Genomic DNA, 17,614 nt, shown 5'->3' on the forward strand with positions numbered 1-17,614 from the left:
TCACCGCGCCGGGAAATTGAGCGCATAGTCGCGTCCGTCCATTCCCGCAGGTGGGTCGAAGGGAAAGCGCAGACTGGTGTCGAGGAAGTCGTGGCTGTGCACGACGAGGTTTTCGCCGTCGATCAGCACCACGCCATAGGCCGGCGGCTCGTGGCTCGCCAAATGGTCGGCGGCATTGGCATCGAGCTCGAACCAGACCTGATGGTTGGTGCCGCGCAGCGTCGAGAACGGGATCTTGCCGTAGCTGCCGAAGATCGGCCGGTGCACATGGCCGAAGAAGAGATGGCGGATGCGCGCGCGATAGGGCGCGATCACTTCGGCGAACTCCGCGCTCTGCTTCAGCGCGATCTCATCCATCGCGCGGACGCCGACCGGGAAGGGCGGATGGTGCATGAACACGACGAAGGGCTGGTCGTCAGGCGCAGAGGCCAGCGTCTTCGCCAGCCAGTCGAACCGCTTGGCGCACATTTCGCCGGCGTGGCTGGTCTCGTCCAGTGTGTCCAGGAAGACGAACAGGCCATGCTCGGTAGCGCGGGTGCCCTGCACGAAACCGTTGGGATCGCGCGGTGCGGCCTTCAGGCCGTCGAGGCAGGCCACGCGCTTGTCGTGATTGCCGACCATGGCGATGTACGGGATCTTCAGCGCAGCCATCGCCTCGGCAAAATTGGCGTAGGAGTCAGGCTCGCCCCAATGGGTGAGGTCGCCGGTCACGACCGCGAACACCGCGTCGGACTGATGCTTGTTGATGTCGGCGATGGCCGCGTCGAGGCGGGCGCGCGGGTCGAGGCCATAAAGCTGCTGGCCCGGGCCCGCAAGATGCGTGTCGGTGAGGTGGATAAATTTGAATGGCATGCGCGCGTGTCAGGTCTCTGGGAGGACGGTCGCCTCCGGCAAGACGGCCCGCCAGCCGGTTAGAGTGCGAGTGTTTCAGTTTGATGACAGTGGTTGCCGACGCGGCAAATTGTCGGGCAGAACGGCTGCGGCGGTCAATCCGCTCATCTCGCGATGCGGTAGCCGCCCGAGTATGCCAAATCTCGAAAACAACCCCATGCACAGTAGCCGATGGTCGCCGGACAACCGGCTTGAACGCTGTTCGACATCCGTTGACACGTCGGGCAAAACAGCGGCATCATGGCATTATCGGAAAATCCGCAGAGCGGCGGTGCGTAGGGTGGATTGCGAAGCGCAATCCGCCTCTTGCTTTCCATTGTTGGAAGAAGCGGTGGATTACGCCTTCGGCTAATCCACCTACGGCACTGCGCTTCCCTCACGTCCCGCAGAATGTCTGCAGCACCCGCTGCTCCGGCAGCGGCGGATCGGCGTAGGCGGCGTAGTCCGGCTGATCCTCGAATGGCTTCGCCAGCACTTTCACCAATTCCTCGAACGGCGCGTAGTCGTCGTTGTTCACCGCGGCCTGGATCACGGCCTCGACGCGGTGGTTACGCGGGATGAACAGCGGATTGACAGCGTGCATCGCGGCTTGCCGCTCAGTTGCGGTCTGCGGCTCCAGCGCGATACGTACGCGCCAGCGTCCGGCCCACTCGTCGAACACTGCGGGCTCCATGAACTGTGCACGAACCTCGGCGCCGTCATCGCCAGCGGCATCGCCGAGCTTGCGGAAGGTCAGCGTGAAGTCGGCCTGGTTCTTGGCCATGGCATCGAGCAGGTCCTGGATCAGGGCCTCGTCGCCGTCGCGCTCCGTGAACAGGCCGACCTTCTTGCGCAGGCCGGCCTGATACGCGGCGCTGAACGTCTCGGAGAAAGCGCCGAGAATGTCCTGCGCTTCGGCGACCGCCTTCTCCTGGTCGTCGGAGAAGAGCGGCAGCAGGCATTCGGCGAGGCGCGTCAGATTCCACAGGCCGATGCGCGGCTGGTTGGCGTAGGCGTAGCGGCCCATTTCGTCGATCGACGAAAACACCTGGGCGGGATTGTAGGCATCCATGAAGGCGCAGGGGCCGTAATCGATGGTTTCGCCTGAGATGGAGCTGTTGTCGGTGTTCATCACGCCGTGGATGAAACCGACCAAGAGCCAGCGAGCGATCAGCTCGGCCTGGCGCGCGACGACGCCGGCGAGCAGGGCATGATAGGGCCGCTCGGCATGGAGCAGGTCCGGAAAGTGCCTGGTGATCACGTGATCGGCGAGCCGACGGATCGCATCGGTGTCGCGGCGGACCGCGAAGAACTGAAAAGTGCCTACGCGGATATGGCTCGAGGCGACGCGCGTCAACACCGCGCCCGGCAGCACGGCCTCGCGGATCACCGGTTCGCCGGTGATGACGGCGGCGAGCGAGCGGGTGGTCGGGATACCGAGCGCGTACATCGCTTCACTAACGATGTATTCGCGCAAGACCGGCCCGAGCGCGGCGCGCCCGTCGCCGCGGCGGGAGAACGGGGTGGGACCCGAGCCCTTGAGCTGGATATCGCGGCGGACGCCGTCTCTATCGATGACCTCGCCGAGCAAGATGGCGCGGCCGTCGCCGAGCTGGGGCACGAAATGCCCGAACTGGTGGCCGGCATAGGCCATGGCGATGGGGTCGGCTCCATCGGGAACTGTCTTTCCGGCCAGGATGGCCGCGCCTTCAGGGGTCTCCAGCATGTCGGGGTCGAGTCCGAGCTGGACCGCCAGCGGCCGGTTCAGCTTGATCAGCCGGGGCGCGGATACGGGGGTCGGCGCGACGCGGGCGAAGAAGCTGTCCGGCAGGGCCGAATAGGAGTTCTGGAAGGGGAAATGGACCGTCATGGGCTCAAGATAGGGCTGGAACGCCTGATGGCAAAGGCTTGGGCCCAAATGGCCCAAAAAGGGACCTTCGGGGCCCGAAACAGGCCCTTCCTTTGGTTGCCGCACCCGGTCTCGTCGGGTAAACCCTGCCGCAACTTCGGACCGGTCGTTTCAGGCGGTCCGATTCGTATCCTCCGACATTGATTTTGGGACGACCATGCATCGCTACCGGTCACATACATGCGGCGCGCTCCGCGAGAGCAACATCGGCGAGACCATTCGCCTCTCGGGCTGGGTCCATCGCGTTCGCGACCATGGCGGCGTGCTGTTCATTGATTTGCGTGATCATTACGGACTGACCCAGTGCGTGGTCGATCCTGATTCGCCGGCATTCTCGCTGGCCGAAAAGCTGCGCTCGGAATTCGTGGTCAAGATGGACGGCAAGGTCCGCCGCCGCCCCGAAGGCACCGACAATGACGATCTGCCGACCGGCAAGATCGAGGTTTACGTCAGCGAGATCGAGGTGCTGGGACCTGCCGGCGACCTGCCGCTGCCTGTGTTCGGCGACCAGGAATACCCTGAGGATATCAGGCTGAAGTATCGCTTCCTCGACCTGCGGCGCGAAAAACTGCACCAGAACATCATGACGCGCGTCGAGATCATCAAGTCGATGCGCCGACGCATGGAGGCGCAGGGCTTCTTCGAGTTCAACACGCCGATCCTGACTGCGTCCTCGCCGGAAGGTGCCCGCGACTTCCTGGTGCCCTCGCGCATCCATCCGGGAAAATTCTACGCGCTGCCGCAGGCGCCGCAGCAGTACAAGCAGCTGCTGATGATGTCGGGCTTCGACCGCTACTTCCAGATCGCGCCTTGCTTCCGCGACGAGGACCCGCGCGCCGACCGTCTGCCGGGCGAGTTCTACCAGCTCGACGTCGAGATGAGCTTTGTCACGCAGGAAGACGTGTTCGCGGCAATGGAGCCCGTCATCACCGGCGTGTTCGAGGAGTTCGCCAAGGGCAAGCCGGTGACGAAGGGCTGGCGGCGGATTCCGTTTGCCGAGGCGCTGCGCAAATACGGCAGCGACAAGCCCGATCTGCGCAACCCCATCGAGATGCAGGACGTCTCCGAGCATTTCCGCGGCTCCGGCTTCAAGGTGTTCGCGCGCATGCTCGAAGACCCCAAGAACCAGGTCTGGGCGATCCCGGCGCCGGGCGGCGGCAGCCGCGCCTTCTGCGACCGCATGAACTCGTGGGCGCAGGGTGAAGGCCAGCCTGGTCTGGGCTACATCATGTGGCGCGAAGGCGGCGAGGGTGCGGGTCCTCTGGCGAACAACATCGGGCCGGAGCGCACCGCTGCGATCCGCGCCCAGATCGGCACCAAGGAAGGCGATGCTGCCTTCTTCGTCGCCGGCGATCCCGACAAGTTCTGGAAGTTTTCGGGCCTTGCCCGCAACAAGGTCGGCGAGGAATTGAACCTCACCGACAAGGAGCGGTTCGAGCTCGCCTGGATCGTCGACTTCCCGATGTACGAATACAACGAGGACGACAAGAAGGTCGACTTCTCGCACAACCCGTTCTCGATGCCGCAGGGTGGTCTGGACGCGTTGAAGGACCAGGATCCGCTGACCATCAAGGCCTTCCAGTACGACATCACCTGCAACGGCTACGAGATCGCTTCGGGCGGCATCCGCAACCACGTGCCGGAAGCCATGGTGAAGGCGTTCGAGATCGCCGGCTACGGCGAGCAGGAGGTGGTCGATCGCTTCGGCGGCATGTACCGCGCCTTCCAGTACGGCGCGCCGCCGCATGGCGGCATGGCCGCAGGCGTCGACCGCATCGTGATGCTGCTCTGTGGCACGACGAATTTGCGGGAGATCTCGCTGTTTCCGATGAACCAGCAGGCGATGGATTTGCTGATGGGCGCGCCGTCGGAGGCCACGACGAAGCAGCTCCGCGAGCTGCACGTGCGGGTGAACCTGCCGCAGAAGTGAGGCAATTCGTCTCTCCCCGCCTGCGGGGAGAGACTCTCTCCACATGGTCTTTTCGAGCGCAGCGAAGCAATCCAGAGTCCCTCCGCGGAAAGATTCTGGATTGCTTCGCTGCGCTCGCAATGACGGTGAGAGAGTTGTGCTTCTCCTCTAAAGCCCCGTCGACGCCTCTATCCGGAATTGCGCCAGCGCGACGACCGGCTCGTGGTTCAGCGCGTCCATGAGCTGAAGCACCGGCAGCTTGCCGAGCGGGGTCAGCTTGATGGTCAGCGTTTGCCCTGACGTTTCCACAAAGCGTGCAAGCGCATCCACCGCCACTCTCGCATCGGGATTGGAGGCTGCGATCTTCTCGCCCTGTGCGCTGATCATCTCGACGATGGCGCTGCGGGCGGCGTCGCGGCTGACATTCTGGATGCGCGCGAATTGCGCCACGACGAGGTCGACGACGCCGCTGTCGCGCAAGGAAAGCTCGAGCGCGCCGGTCTCGACCTGCGCCGCCTGACCCATGGCCTGCGCCGGATCGGTCGTGAACAGGCCGCGCGGCACGTTGGCGAGCGCGAAGCGGGCCTGCGCCCGGGCGAGATTGCCGAGATCGATGGTCGCAGGCGCGAGCGCGAATGCGCCCGACGATTCCGTCCAGGCCGCGCCGAGGTCGAGATCGATCGCGAGCTTGTCGACGCCCGCCATGATCAGCAGCCGTTGCGCCGGATTGGCGGCATCGGTAGGGGCGACCATCTTGACGACCAGATTGGCCTTGCTCGGGATCGATCCGATCAACTGGCCCCAGTTCAGGCTGATCGTGTCGATGGTGACGAGCTGCCGCGTGTTCTTGTAGGGAAAGACCACGCCCTTGATCTCGGCGCCTTCCAGCACGCGGAACAGGCTCAGCATCTGCTCCGGCGAGGGCGTCTGTCCGGGATTGCTGAGGCCCGCCCCCAAGCGCACCAGAGTTGCTGCGCTGAACGACTTCAGCGCCAAGCGCTCCATCTTGAACTGACCCTGCGGGGCCGGTGTATCGACGCCCTCGATCGCGAATTCGCCCTCGCGGTATCTGATCGCGTTGACCTTTCCGGTCCCCTCCGGCGTGCCGATCGAGATCTTGCTGATCTCGGCCTTGCCGATGCGAAGACCCTCATAGATTCCGGCGATCTTCTCCAGCATTTCGCGCGACTGTGCCGGCGTCGGAACAGCCGATTGTAGTTGCGACAGCGCGTCAAATCGCTCGTCCAGCCGGAATTTCGACGGTTGCACGCCGACGTCCTCCATCACGAAGCCGTCGAAATCGAGACGCAACCCCTGAGCCGATTTGAGCGCGTAGGGACCGGCCGAGACTTGCCGGTAGACGCGACGATAGGTCTCGTCACTGTTGGTCTTGGGATCGAGCGCGGCGATGATCCCGGTCGCATCGAAATCGTTGACGATGATGTTGGACAGCTCGCCGGTCAGCTTGTCCGGCTTGCCTGGCTGCCTCACGTCGGCCGAGATGGTGGCGCGGTCCGCCTTTATCGCATCGATCTTGCCCTGCTTCAGGTTCTGGATCACCAATCCGGAATAGGTGATCTCGCCGCTGCCACCGGGACCGCTGCCGGAATCGAAGCTCATCGTCAGCGTCGGCGCAGTGAGCGAGGACGCTGTGACGCTCGCATACTGACCGAGCACGTAGCGGTAGAGATCGATCAAGGAGCCGTTCGTTGGTGCCGTCCCGATGTGAAGGGGGCCGGCATAGTCGCGCATCGTCAGTTGCGGAATCTTGTAGGATCCGTTCACCTTGGCCTGGCCGACCTGATCCAGCGCGACGTCGATGCCGGTGATGTCGATGCTGTCGGCCGAAAACCTGGTGTTGTCGATCTGGCGAACGCCGGTGCCCTTGATGCCAGCGATCTTGACCTGCGCCTGCGGCTGGCTGCCGGGCGTGACCGCGATGTCCTCGATGGTCAGCGTCCTGCTCATCACGTCGAAGCCGACCTTGCCGTGGTTCGCTTTGCCGCCACCGGCGCGCATCTGCTCGAACGCGGCCTCGACCTCGGCCCTGACCCGGTGCTGGACATAAAGGTTGAAGCCGAACCATCCGCCCGCCGCGAGCACGGCTGTCACGACCAGGCCGATCAGGATTCGCTTCATTCCCAGCTCCAGTTGTTCGTTGTGCGCTGCGCAACCTGGCATATTCGGGAAACGTCGCAAGGTCCAGGGAAAGCTAGCGCAATCAGACGTTTGACGACGCGCCCTGTTGATGTCGATGCAATCGGATGTTGCCACCGGGCCTTCGGCCGTGCTTGATCCGGTTTCCATGACCCGGAAATAACTGGCCGCTTGGACAGCTGCTCCGGATGAGGCATTTTGAGGCCGGTAACGCGAGGCAAGAGACCGCATGTCGTCCTATTCTGATGATCTCCACCAGGCGGCACTGGCCTATCACCGTCTGCCGCGCCCCGGAAAGCTCGAGATCCAGGCGAGCAAGCCGCTCGCCAACCAGCGCGACCTCGCGCTTGCCTATTCTCCGGGCGTTGCCGCCGCCTGCACCGAGATCGCCAAGAACCCGGCGGAAGCCGCGACCCTGACGACCCGCGCCAATCTGGTCGCCGTCGTCTCGAACGGCACCGCGGTGCTCGGCCTCGGCAATATCGGCCCGCTGGCGTCCAAGCCGGTGATGGAGGGCAAAGCGGTCCTGTTCAAGAAATTCGCCGGCATCGACGTGTTCGACATCGAGATCGCCGCCGACACCATCGAGCGCGTGGTCGAGACCGTGGCGGCGCTCGAGCCGACCTTCGGCGGCATCAATCTCGAAGACATCCGGGGGCCGGAATGTTTCGAGATCGAGGCGCAGTTGAAGGAGCGCATGAAGATCCCGGTCTTCCATGACGATCAGCACGGCACCGCGATCATCGTCGCCGCCGCCATCACCAATGGTTTGCGCCTGAACGGCAAGAAACTGTCGGAGGTCAAGATCGTGGCGTCGGGGGCAGGGGCCGCGGCCATCGCGACGCTCAACCTGCTGGTCTCGATGGGGGCGCAGCACAAGAACATCTGGGTCTGCGACATCGATGGCCTCGTGCATGAGGGCCGCAACACCACGATGGATCGCTGGAAGGCTGTCTACGCGCAGAAGACCGAGAAGCGCACGCTTGGCGACGTCATCGGCGGGGCCGACATCTTCATCGGGCTATCCGCACCGGGCGTGCTCAAGCCCGAGATGGCCAAGGCGATGGGCGAAAAGCCGCTGATCATGGCGCTCGCCAATCCGACTCCAGAGATCATGCCGGAAGAAGCGCGGAAAGTGCGTCCCGACGCCATGATCTGCACCGGGCGCTCGGACTATCCGAACCAGGTCAACAACGTCCTCTGCTTCCCCTTCATCTTCCGCGGTGCGCTCGATGTCGGCGCCAGCGCCATCAACGAGGAGATGAAGCACGCCGCCGTCGAGGCCATCGCGCAGCTCGCGCGCGAGGCGCCGTCGGATGCGGTCTCCCAGGGCAGCCTCGACACCGGCGAGGCGGGCGGCTTCGGGCCCGGCTCGCTGATCCCGAGTCCCTTTGATCCCAGGTTGATTCTCCGCATCGCGCCCGCCGTTGCCAAGGCGGCGATGGAATCAGGTGTCGCGACGCGCCCCATCACCAATTTCGACGAGTATCGCGCGCTGCTCGAGCGCTTCGCGTTCCGCTCCGGGCTCGTCATGAAGCCGATGTTCGCCAAGGCCAAGACCCAGCCGGTGCGCGTGATCTACGCCGAAGGCGAAGACGAGCGCGTGCTGCGCGCCACGCAGGTGGTGCTGGAGGAGAAGCTGGCGACGCCGATCCTGGTCGGCCGTCCCTCGGTGGTGGAGGCGCGCATCAAGCGCTTCGGCCTGTCCATCAAGGCCGGTAAGGATTTCGACCTCGTCAATCCCGAGGACGATCCGCGCTATCGTTCCTATGTGCAGTCCTATGTCGAGCTCGCCGGCCGGCGGGGCGTAACGCCGGATGCGGCGCGCACGGTGGTGCGCACCAACAACACGGTCATCGCGGCGCTCGCGGTGACGCGCGGGGAGGCGGACGCCATGCTCTGCGGCGTCGAGGGCCGCTATATGAGCCATCTGCGCCATGTCCGCGAGATCGTCGGCTTCTCGCCCGGCGTCAGCGACTATGCCGCGCTGGCGCTGCTGATCACCAGCAAGGGGGCGTTCTTCATCGCCGATACCCAGGTCCGGCCGAATCCGGGCCCGGAGGAGCTCGCCGAGATCGCCTCGCTGGCAGCGGTCCACGTCCAGCGCTTCAACATCAAGCCGAAGATCGCGTTCGTCTCGCATTCGGATTTCGGCAGCTACGACACCGACTCCTCGCGCAAGATGCGCCGGGCGACCCAGTTGCTGAGGGAGAAGCATCCCGAGATCGAGGCCGACGGCGAGATGCAGGGCGACACCGCACTTTCGGCTGCCGCGCGAAAAATGGTGCTGCCGCACTCCAAGCTCGAGGGGGAGGCCAACATCATGATCATGCCGAGCCTGGATACCGCCAACGTCGCCTATCAGATGATCAAGTCGCTGGCGGACGCGCTCCCCGTGGGCCCGATCCTGATCGGCCCGGCGCGGACCGCGCATATCCTCACACCGTCGGTGACCGCGCGCGGCATCCTCAACATGACGGCGGTTGCCGTGGTCGAAGCCCAGGAGCGGGCGGCCCGGCAGCAGCCGACGTTGTTTACGTAAGGGCGAGGTCCTGCTTTCCCTCTCCCCCCCTGTGGGAGAGGGGGGCTCGCCGAGGTAGCGGAGAGACGGGTGAGGGGTTCCTCCGCGAACGCCTCTCTTGATTGAAGTCGTGGAGCGAACCCCTTATCCGGAGCCGTAGCCGAAGCTCGCTTCGGCGTTGCCAGGTACGGCGGCCGAAGGCCGCCTACGTTCTCCCACAACGGAAGAAGGAGTCCGCCCACACCACCAATTTTGAATAAGTCCCAGGTTTCCATTTCCCCGTTTGAAAACGGCAATCGGACTCTCCATAATCCACAGGCGCACCCCGTGCCCAGTGTTTTGCCAAGAGGCCGACCATGCCAGCGTTCGTGACTTTCGGGCGGATCCTGTTCGCCGTGCTGTTCATCTACAGGGGCGCGACCAAGCTCTTCGCCATCCAGGCGACGGCGGATTTCATCGCCGGCAAGCTCGTGATCCCCGATGTGATCGCGCCCTACGCCAAGCAGGTCGAGACCGCGACCGCCATGACCACGCCGCAGCTGCTGGCGATCGCGGTCGGCGGCCTCGAGATCATCGCGGGGCTGATGATTGCGCTGAATTTCGGCGCGCGCTTCTTTGCAATGCTGATGGTGATCGACGTCGCGGCCTCGACGGTCCTGTTCTCTGATTTCTGGAATCAGGCGGCGCCCGAGAACGCGGCTGTTGTGATCGACGCGCTGAAGAATCTCTCGATCATCGGGGCGCTGTTCATGATCATGGGCTATGGCCGCGCCACGCGCTCGGCCGAGACGGCCTACGGGGACGTGTAGGCGCTAGTTGCGCCGCCAAGGCGTGACGGTCACATCATGCGCCGCATCGAGCAGATACGGCGCGGCTGGAGTCAATCCGTGTGACGTCAGCACCTCGGGCGGCGTCCGCCTGGGGACATCCCCAAAACAGCCCTCACCACCGGGCAACCGCACATGCGGGGCTTCCGACAGCCAGAACGTGTCGTAGCGGTCCATGAACATATCGAACACGGTGGGGCCGCCGATGACGGCGACCCGTCCCGAGGCGACATCGGCAAAGGCGCAGGCTTCCTCGAAGCTCGCATGCGCGGGATTCCACAGCGTCGCGTTCGGCATCTCCGGATCGACGGTGAGGGCCTTGATCTTGCGGGTCAGGATCAGCCGCTTGCGCTTGGGCGAGTTCGCCTGCGCCTCATAGGAGTTGCGGCCGTGCACGATCAGCGCGGCACCGTCGAGCGCCTGCTCGAAGAACAGCTTGTCGCCTTTGAACCTCAGACTGTCGGGCATGACATGGCTCGCGTCGGCAAGCATGCCGTCCGCCGAAACGATGACGTAGCCTTCGAAATGGAACGACAAGTGACGACTATTCGGAAACGGTCGTCACCACGGAATTGACCGGACGCGTGCTCACCGTCGGCAGCTTCACGTCCTTCATCAGTTCCTGGTCGTATTCGGGCAGCGAGGCGACCGGCGCCTTGGCGCGCATCGCCACGATCTTGTAGCCGCCGGCCTTGAGGCGGTTCAGCAATTCCGGCAGGGCTTCCGCCGTGTGCTTCTGGAAATCGTGCATCAGGATGATGCCTTTGCCCTTCTTCTCGAGCCCCTTCATCACGGTGTCGATCACCTTCTCGGGCTTCGACGCCTTGAAGTCGAAGGAGTCGATGTCGCAGGAGAAGATCGCGACATTGCGATTGCCGAGATAGGTGACCATTTCAGGCGGATGTTGCAGCGCCGGGAAGCGGAAGAACGCGGCCGGCGAGATACCTCCGAGCGCCCATTTCACGGCGCTGATGCCTTTCTCGATCTCCTCCTTGCGCTGCGCTTCGGACAGCTTCTTGTCGTTGAGGTTGGCGTGCGACCAGGTGTGGGTGCCGATGGTGTGACCGGCCGCGTAAACCTGCTTCAGGAGCTCCGGCTCGTAGGTGGCGTGCTTGCCGATCGAGAAGAAGATGCCGGTGGTGCACTGGTCGGCGAGCGCCTTCAGCACGGCGGGCGTGTTGCGCGGCCAGGGACCGTCGTCGAAGGTCAGCACGACCTCCTTGTCGCGCAGGAAGTCGAGCTCCTTGAAATGCTCGAAGCCGAAGCCGGGGCCGCCTGTCGTGTCGATCTCGACGGTACGGGCGACGCCCAGCGCGTTCGGATTGGTGCATGCGGCGCGCGCCGGCTGCGGCGCCTGCTGCGGCGGAGGCGGGAAGGCGGCGGCGTTCGGTTGCGCTGCGGGGGCCGCGGCTGCCGGAGCCGCAGCCGGTGTGGCCGCGGGAGCCGCCTGCGTCGCGGCTGCGGGTTTTGCAGCCGGGGTCTGCGACCATGCCGCGCCTGTCAGCGCAACGGAGATCGCGCTTGCCAAAATCAGTTTTGCCGCCACACGCATGGTGTTGTCCTCGAGATTGATCCCGTTGTTCCGCCGTGGCTTTTCGCCTCCGGCAAAACCCATCCTGCCCACAATATCTTCGCTGACCGTAGCCTAGATGGTGCTCCATCGCCATTGCAACGGCTGTTTGGCGCTCCACGACAATTGTGCCCAGCCCTGTTGCAGCCGGGCGCGTCAGCTGTCGGCCAACGCCCGGGCGATCGCGGTCTTGATGCGGGTGTCGGCCGGCTCCACGGCGGACGGAAACACCTCGGCGATGTAGCCGTCACGGCCAACAAGGTATTTGTGGAAGTTCCACTTCGGAACCTCCTTGGGGCGCGCCTCGGCCGCCCATTTGTAGAAAGGATGCGCTTTTGGTCCGACCACGACGGCCTTGGCGGCGATCGGAAAGGTAACGCCGTATTGGTGGTGCGCGGTCTCCGAGATCTCGCTGGTGCCGCCGGGCTCCTGGCCGCCGAAATCGTTGGAGGGGACGGCGATCACAGTCAAGCCGCGCTCGCGAAACTCGCTCCAGATCTCCTGCAGCCCCTGATATTGCGGGGTATAGCCGCAGAGCGAGGCCGTGTTCACGATCAGCAGCGGTTTGCCGCTGAAGGCGGCGAGGTGAATGTCGTCGCCTGATAGCGCGGGGAAAGAGAAGGCGTAGGCGGGCATCCGGCTCATTCCGCCATCGGCGCGTGCGCGCGTTGCCGAGGCAGCTGCTGCGAGCAGCGCCGTTGTGAGTACGGTTCTGCGGTTCAACATATGGCGGCGTCCCCCGGATGTGATCCGGGGCGAAGCTTACTCCGCCGTGGCGACTGGCCTGCTCAACACCGCGTTATCGTGGTTCCCGGCTCAGTAGAGGCGGACGATGAAGTCGGTGCCTTCGCCGGTTTCACCCTGGTTGATGCCCTGGTCGGACACGATGACCGAGCCGCCTGACGTGAGCATCTCGTTGATCTTGGCTATGGCGTCCGCAGGGATCGTGATCCGGTCCAGTGCCTCGGCCGGGCTGTCGGGCGTGATGACAGGCTTTGCGGCAACCGGGATCACCGCAGCGCCGCGCTGGCGGCGCAGCACGTGGCCATCTTCCTCGCGCGCGGCGGCGCGGACGGCAACGGGCAGCGACACCACCGACCAATGCAGCGCATTGGCATCGGTCTTGTCGGCTTCGGCAGTGAAGACATGGGTGCCGAGCGGCCGGTCGCTCGCAGCAATCGTCACGGGCACATCGAACAGCGGCGCGAAGTTCTGCCGCACATAGAGCTTGGAATCCTTGCGGCTAATGAACACCGCAATCTGACCGCCCCGCTTTGGCAGCTCCGGCTTCACCGACGGCGCGGGATCGGCGACGCGGGTCTGGTCTTTCTTCGCGTCCGGAGAAGCGGGTTGCGCGGGGGCCATGGCCGACGCGGCGTCGGGCTTTGGCTCGATCGCGGCTGCGTCGGCCTTGGTCGGCTCGGCATCCGAAGCCGCCTTGGGCGCTTCCGCAGCCTCGGCCGGCTTCGCTTCAGTGTTCGCGGCATCCGCGGGCTCAGCCGGTTCGCCCGCCTTGGCAGTGGCCGGGGGCTGCTTGGCCGGCTCGGAGGCCTCGGCGTTGACCTCGGCTTTGGCGCCTTCCTCGCGGATCGGGGCAGTGCCCGCGGTCGCGTCCGACATGACGACATGGCCGACCGTTGAGCGCAGCTCCGGCACGCCTTCAGCGCTGGCGGTTTTGGTTTCGACAGGCCTGGTTTCAACAGGCTTGGCGTCCGCGGCCTTGGTCTCCGGCGCGCCCTTGTCCGCCTTGTCGCCGACGCTGGTCGTCGGCTCGAGGCTTGCCGCAGGCTGCGGCGTAACGCGCAGCGAGGCGAGCAGCGGATGCGAGAAGCTTTGCGGTGTCATCTGGCCGGGCGATACGATCACGCGCGCACCCATCTTGGTCCAGTTCCACATCTTCACCGCGAACGCCATCGGCATGCGGATGCAGCCGTGCGAGGCCGGATAGCCCGGCAGCACGCCGGCATGCATGGCGACGCCGGACCAGGTGATGCGCTGCATGTACGGCATCGGCGCGCCGCTGTAGATATTGGAGTGGTGGAATTTGTGCTTCTGGATGACGCTGAACACGCCCATCGGGGTCGAATGGCCCTTCATGCCGGTCGACACCGGCGATTCCGCGAACACGCCGTTGGAGTCGTAGACCGTCACCTTCTGCCGGTCGATCGAGACGACGATGACGAGTGGACCTTGCGGCTTCGCGTTGGTCTCCTTCTCGACGCGCGACCCTTTCCTGGTCTTGGCGGCTGCCGCGCCGCGCTTCTGCGGCTTCAGGCGCGGCTCCTCGGGATACCGCTCCTGCCGTCCGTAGGCTCCGTCGGAATAATCGGGATAATAATAGAACGCCGCTTCCGCCTGACCAGCCGTACCGATCGCACCGGCCGCCGCCAGAATCGCGACCTGCCACAGCCGTGCCGACGCGGCTGAAACATGGGGCCCGTTCACGCTGTTCATTCCTCGAATCCGCATCCAATTCAGACATTAGTGTCGCAGAGGGGATACGCGTTCACCAGCACGGCAGTTCTGCGATCAGCGACTTTTGTTTTACACGTAGCAAAAAAGCCTCACGGAGCGGTAAACGCCGGCCGCGCCCGGCTTCCGTCATCTTCCTGATCGGCCGCCTCATGCCTACATTGCCAGGACTTGTTACCGGAGAACTTCATGTCATCTCGTTTCCCCGGTCTTTCCGGCATCCGCTTGAAAGGCCTTGCTTTATTCCTTCTCGCTCTGACCGTGCCCCTGGCGTCCGCATCCGCCGCCGACGAGCCCGATCTCATCTTCCGCCGCTCCACCGTGTTCAAATGGATGAGCCCGAATGACAAGCTCGCGACCTATGGTCTGGACGATCCTGAAGTCGAGGGCGTGGCCTGTCATTTCACGGTGCCGGAAAAGGGTGGGTTCAAGGGCTGGCTCGGTCTTGCCGAGGAGGTCTCGGACGTCTCGCTGGCCTGCCGCCAGGTCGGCCCGATCAAGTTCAGGGACAAGATGGAACAGGGCGACGACATGTTCCGCAAGCGCCGCTCGCTTTTCTTCAAGAAGATGCAGATCGTGCGCGGCTGCGACGCCAAGCGCAATGTGCTGGTCTACATGGTCTATTCGGACAAGCTGATCGAGGGATCGCCGAAGAACTCGACTTCGACCGTGCCGATCATGCCGTGGGGGCCGGCTGACGCGAACGTCCAGAAGTGCGGCGACTTCTTCACGCAGTGACGCGCTGGCGTTCACGCAGTACTTCGAGTTGCGCGGACGCTTGCTCCCAAGCTGGTTCAAGCCATCGCGCGCCCCATCTGAAATGATTGATGATTTCGGAGATTTGTTTCGTCGCGAGAGGGCGACGAAACAATTCTCATCCGGAACGAAATCATTTTGGGCTTTTGGCGCATCACGGGAGAAACCGCAGATGGTTATCAGGCTGACGACGACGACGGCACACCGCCGGCCCCGCAATCCGGAGACAGATCCATGCGTGCGCTCAGCTTCATCCTCGCTTTCGGCTTCGTGCTCGCCGGCTCCTCGTTTGCCGGCGCACCTGACGGTAATTTGCCCGGTATCGGCACCTTCCAGTACAGTGGCTCGCCGATCACAACCACTGCGCCGCAGCCGATCGTCCTTGCGTCGCGCTTCTGATCCCCAATAAGAAAATCAGCCGTCAAAGGCCATCATGTACCTTCGTCTCGGCGCTGCGGCGTTCCTGTTCCTTCTGACGATCAACTCCTCTCAGGCGCAGGTGCGCGCACCGAGCCGGTTGCCGGATGCGCGTAACGAGTTCGTGCGGCAATGTGCTCCGCGCATGCTCGGACGCTGGGAGCATCCGGAAGAGGTTTGCGGCTGCCTGCACGATCATGCCGCCGCCGTCGTCGAGGATCGCGACCTGCGCGAAGCACTGCTGCGCGGCATCAGCGAGACCGGTGTTCCGACCATCGAGACCGATTGGGTGCCGGTGGCGAAGCAAAGCGAGATCGGGGCGACCTTCACCAAGATCGCCAAGCCGACCCTGCAGTGCATGTTCGACCCCGCGAAGTCTTGAGCCGTCACCTCGACTTCGGGCCGAATCGCGCCACGCAATTGGCGGTTCGCACGACGCCCTTGTCCGTCATCTTCGATCCGCGCACTTCCTTCACCTGTCCGGCCGGACAGGTTCCGTCATCCACTTGCACGCGCTGGCCGAGCTTGAGGTCGACGATATCCTGCTCACGGCCGACTGTCGTTGCGGAGGCCATCGAGGCAAGGATGGTGGAGATCAGAAGCGCAAGGCAGGTTGCGCGGCCGAATGTCGTAGCGTCTGACATGATGAGAGGTCCCGGAATCAAGTGCCGCGATGGTAAGGAGCGGTCCGCGATTCTGATAGTCAACCTTCGTCACGCCCGACGATCCGCCCTGACTTTGCTGCGCAAGGCGGCGCGCGCTTCGCCGGCGAGCCGTTCGGCGGCGGAGACGAGGTCTGGAACCGCGTGCCCCGAGAATCCCAGCACGAAACCGGGCAAAGGGCGAGCCCGCGCATAGGTGTCGGCGAGCAACCAGCCTTCCGCGCCCGCGGCTAGCTTCGCCGCAGCCGCAATCGCTGGCGCAACCGACGGATCGAACCGCGCGACGAGGTGCAAGCCCTGTGACGGCACCGGGACCGACAGCGCACCATCTGACGTCGCTTCGAGCGTTTCGGCCAGCACGTCGCGTGCCTCGCGATAGAGTTTTCGTACGCGCTTCAGATTGGCCGCGAACGCGCCGGAGTTCAGCATGTCGGCGACGGCGCCTTCCATCAGCGTCCCGGGGAAACGATCGAGCGCAGCGCGTGCGGTCGTGACGTCGGCGATCAGGCGCTCGGGCAGGGCGCAATAACCGATGCGAAGGCCCGGAAACAGCGTCTTGGCGAACGTGCCCATGTAGATCACGCGCTGGAGCCGATCGATGCCAGCAAGCGACATCAGCGGCGCGCCGTCGTAGCGGAACTCGCTGTCGTAATCGTCCTCGAGCACGAAAGCGCCGGCCTGCCTCGCCCAGTCGAGCAGCGCGAGCCGGCGCGGCATCGACATCTGCACGCCCAGCGGAAACTGATGCGAGGGTGTGACATAAGCTGCGCGCGCGGACGGCGCGGCGGCGCGACCCCTCGCGACTTGCAGTCCGTCCACGTCGACCGGAACGGGCACAATGCGATAGCCGCACTGCGCCATGGTCCTGCGCGCAATGGGGTAGCCAGGGTCCTCGCACCAGACCTGATCGCCGGGCTTCAGGATCGCGCTGAGAACGATTCGCAGCGTGTGCAGCGTGCCTGACGTCAGCATGATCTGATCAGGATCGCAGCGCAGCCCCCGGGCCGACAGCAGATGATCGGCGATCGCTGCGCGCAATTCGCGGCTGCCGCGCGGGTCGCCGTAATGCAGATGTTCGCTACCGAAGGCCCGCATCCGCCGGCCGGCGAAGGCGCGAAAACGTTGTACGGCGCGCTCGTCAATATGAGTGCAGCCGAGCGCCAGCGCGCCTTGCCCGGCCGCCTCGACGATGACCATCGGCTTGTTTGCGGCTACGGCGCGTGCGGCAATGCGCGCGGCGACGAAGGTCCCCGAGCCGACGGTCGCTTGCGCAAACCCGTCGGCGATCAGACGTTCGTATGCCGTGACGACGGCGTTGCGCCGAAAGCCGGTCTGCTTTGCCAGCGTCCGCGACGGCGGCAGCGGCTCGCCTGATTTCACCAGGCCGGAGACGATCATCTCGCACAGCGCCTGATAGAGCCGGTGCGCCGAGGAGGCGCCGGCGGTGACGTGCGGGCCCGTCAGATCGAGCGGCAGCTCGGCTTTCCCAGGCGAATTGGTCGGAATTTTTTGCATGGAATTGGTACTATCGCAGACCAAATGCG

The 17,614-nt window shown here is 64.4% G+C and carries 15 protein-coding genes; 6 read left to right on the plus strand and 9 right to left on the minus strand.

Features of this window, described 5'->3' with window-relative positions; genetic code table 11:
- Together ACVW16_RS33775 and ACVW16_RS33780 are read right to left on the minus strand one after the other, a co-directional pair.
- Window positions 1–852 (minus strand): phosphodiesterase, encoded by an 852-nt coding sequence (locus ACVW16_RS33775; RefSeq protein WP_456734954.1) that lies wholly within the window; start codon window positions 850–852, stop codon window positions 1–3.
- Between the two features lie 415 nt (window positions 853–1,267).
- Window positions 1,268–2,740 (minus strand): protein adenylyltransferase SelO, encoded by a 1,473-nt coding sequence (locus tag ACVW16_RS33780; RefSeq protein ID WP_456734955.1) that lies wholly within the window; start codon window positions 2,738–2,740, stop codon window positions 1,268–1,270.
- Between the two features lie 196 nt (window positions 2,741–2,936).
- Between ACVW16_RS33780 and aspS the strand changes: the two genes are divergently transcribed.
- Entirely contained in the window at window positions 2,937–4,709 is a 1,773-nt protein-coding gene (gene aspS, locus ACVW16_RS33785; protein ID WP_456734956.1) for an aspartate--tRNA ligase, read from the plus strand.
- A 147-nt stretch (window positions 4,710–4,856) separates the two neighbouring features.
- Here aspS and ACVW16_RS33790 read toward each other — a convergent pair whose 3' ends face one another.
- Window positions 4,857–6,827 carry a hypothetical protein gene (locus ACVW16_RS33790; RefSeq protein WP_456734957.1) on the minus strand — a complete coding sequence of 657 codons (1,971 nt, stop codon included), beginning with the start codon at window positions 6,825–6,827 and terminating at the stop codon, window positions 4,857–4,859.
- A 247-nt stretch (window positions 6,828–7,074) separates the two neighbouring features.
- On the opposite strand from ACVW16_RS33790, the gene ACVW16_RS33795 reads away from it, so the two are divergent.
- A complete protein-coding gene (locus ACVW16_RS33795) occupies window positions 7,075–9,387 on the plus strand; it encodes an NADP-dependent malic enzyme (RefSeq protein ID WP_456734958.1) in 2,313 nt (770 codons plus the stop codon).
- Window positions 9,388–9,722: 335 nt separating this feature from the next.
- Complete coding sequence (locus ACVW16_RS33800) at window positions 9,723–10,175, plus strand: DoxX family protein (protein ID WP_456703281.1); 453 nt, start codon at window positions 9,723–9,725, stop codon at window positions 10,173–10,175.
- A 3-nt stretch (window positions 10,176–10,178) separates the two neighbouring features.
- Here the strand turns inward: ACVW16_RS33800 and ACVW16_RS33805 are convergent, their stop codons facing one another.
- The 4 genes from ACVW16_RS33805 to ACVW16_RS33820 form a co-directional block, all read right to left on the minus strand.
- Window positions 10,179–10,730 (minus strand): dihydrofolate reductase, encoded by a 552-nt coding sequence (locus ACVW16_RS33805; RefSeq protein WP_456703282.1) that lies wholly within the window; start codon window positions 10,728–10,730, stop codon window positions 10,179–10,181.
- Window positions 10,731–10,737: 7 nt separating this feature from the next.
- Window positions 10,738–11,745 (minus strand): polysaccharide deacetylase family protein, encoded by a 1,008-nt coding sequence (locus ACVW16_RS33810; protein ID WP_456705266.1) that lies wholly within the window; start codon window positions 11,743–11,745, stop codon window positions 10,738–10,740.
- A gap of 174 nt (window positions 11,746–11,919) precedes the next feature.
- A complete protein-coding gene (locus ACVW16_RS33815) occupies window positions 11,920–12,489 on the minus strand; it encodes a glutathione peroxidase (protein ID WP_456734959.1) in 570 nt (189 codons plus the stop codon).
- Window positions 12,490–12,579: 90 nt separating this feature from the next.
- Window positions 12,580–14,217, minus strand: coding sequence for a L,D-transpeptidase family protein (locus tag ACVW16_RS33820; protein ID WP_456734960.1), 1,638 nt, complete (start codon window positions 14,215–14,217; stop codon window positions 12,580–12,582).
- Between the two features lie 207 nt (window positions 14,218–14,424).
- Between ACVW16_RS33820 and ACVW16_RS33825 the strand changes: the two genes are divergently transcribed.
- The 3 genes from ACVW16_RS33825 to ACVW16_RS33835 all read left to right on the plus strand — a co-directional run bounded on the left by ACVW16_RS33825 (window position 14,425) and on the right by ACVW16_RS33835 (window position 15,790).
- On the plus strand, window positions 14,425–14,973 hold the full coding sequence (locus ACVW16_RS33825; protein WP_456703285.1) for a CreA family protein: 549 nt from the start codon (window positions 14,425–14,427) through the stop codon (window positions 14,971–14,973).
- A gap of 252 nt (window positions 14,974–15,225) precedes the next feature.
- Window positions 15,226–15,390 (plus strand): hypothetical protein, encoded by a 165-nt coding sequence (locus tag ACVW16_RS33830; RefSeq protein ID WP_456703286.1) that lies wholly within the window; start codon window positions 15,226–15,228, stop codon window positions 15,388–15,390.
- Window positions 15,391–15,424: 34 nt separating this feature from the next.
- Window positions 15,425–15,790: a hypothetical protein gene (locus tag ACVW16_RS33835; protein ID WP_456734961.1), complete on the plus strand. Its 366-nt coding sequence runs from the start codon at window positions 15,425–15,427 to the stop codon at window positions 15,788–15,790.
- A gap of 4 nt (window positions 15,791–15,794) precedes the next feature.
- Here ACVW16_RS33835 and ACVW16_RS33840 read toward each other — a convergent pair whose 3' ends face one another.
- The gene (locus ACVW16_RS33840; RefSeq protein WP_456703288.1) at window positions 15,795–16,052 is read right to left on the minus strand and encodes a DUF6719 family protein; all 258 of its coding nucleotides are present in this window, start codon (window positions 16,050–16,052) and stop codon (window positions 15,795–15,797) included.
- Window positions 16,053–16,121: 69 nt separating this feature from the next.
- Entirely contained in the window at window positions 16,122–17,585 is a 1,464-nt protein-coding gene (gene pdxR / locus ACVW16_RS33845) for a MocR-like pyridoxine biosynthesis transcription factor PdxR (protein WP_456734962.1), read from the minus strand.
- Window positions 17,586–17,614: the final 29 nt, after the last annotated feature.

The sequence above is a fragment of the Bradyrhizobium sp. USDA 4474 genome (genome assembly GCF_054057515.1).

What these genes read in the sequence shown, in the direction of transcription:
- ACVW16_RS33795 (WP_456734958.1), top strand. Translation starts at nt 7,075, where the DNA reads ATGTCGTCCTATTCTGATGATCTCCACCAGGCGGCACTGGCCTATCAC.
- ACVW16_RS33840 (WP_456703288.1), bottom strand. Translation starts at nt 16,052, where the DNA reads ATGTCAGACGCTACGACATTCGGCCGCGCAACCTGCCTTGCGCTTCTG.
- ACVW16_RS33810 (WP_456705266.1), bottom strand. Translation starts at nt 11,745, where the DNA reads ATGCGTGTGGCGGCAAAACTGATTTTGGCAAGCGCGATCTCCGTTGCG.
- ACVW16_RS33780 (WP_456734955.1), bottom strand. Translation starts at nt 2,740, where the DNA reads ATGACGGTCCATTTCCCCTTCCAGAACTCCTATTCGGCCCTGCCGGAC.
- ACVW16_RS33820 (WP_456734960.1), bottom strand. Translation starts at nt 14,217, where the DNA reads ATGAACAGCGTGAACGGGCCCCATGTTTCAGCCGCGTCGGCACGGCTG.
- aspS (WP_456734956.1), top strand. Translation starts at nt 2,937, where the DNA reads ATGCATCGCTACCGGTCACATACATGCGGCGCGCTCCGCGAGAGCAAC.
- ACVW16_RS33835 (WP_456734961.1), top strand. Translation starts at nt 15,425, where the DNA reads ATGTACCTTCGTCTCGGCGCTGCGGCGTTCCTGTTCCTTCTGACGATC.
- pdxR (WP_456734962.1), bottom strand. Translation starts at nt 17,585, where the DNA reads ATGCAAAAAATTCCGACCAATTCGCCTGGGAAAGCCGAGCTGCCGCTC.
- ACVW16_RS33825 (WP_456703285.1), top strand. Translation starts at nt 14,425, where the DNA reads ATGTCATCTCGTTTCCCCGGTCTTTCCGGCATCCGCTTGAAAGGCCTT.
- ACVW16_RS33790 (WP_456734957.1), bottom strand. Translation starts at nt 6,827, where the DNA reads ATGAAGCGAATCCTGATCGGCCTGGTCGTGACAGCCGTGCTCGCGGCG.
- ACVW16_RS33815 (WP_456734959.1), bottom strand. Translation starts at nt 12,489, where the DNA reads ATGTTGAACCGCAGAACCGTACTCACAACGGCGCTGCTCGCAGCAGCT.
- ACVW16_RS33775 (WP_456734954.1), bottom strand. Translation starts at nt 852, where the DNA reads ATGCCATTCAAATTTATCCACCTCACCGACACGCATCTTGCGGGCCCG.
- ACVW16_RS33800 (WP_456703281.1), top strand. Translation starts at nt 9,723, where the DNA reads ATGCCAGCGTTCGTGACTTTCGGGCGGATCCTGTTCGCCGTGCTGTTC.
- ACVW16_RS33830 (WP_456703286.1), top strand. Translation starts at nt 15,226, where the DNA reads ATGCGTGCGCTCAGCTTCATCCTCGCTTTCGGCTTCGTGCTCGCCGGC.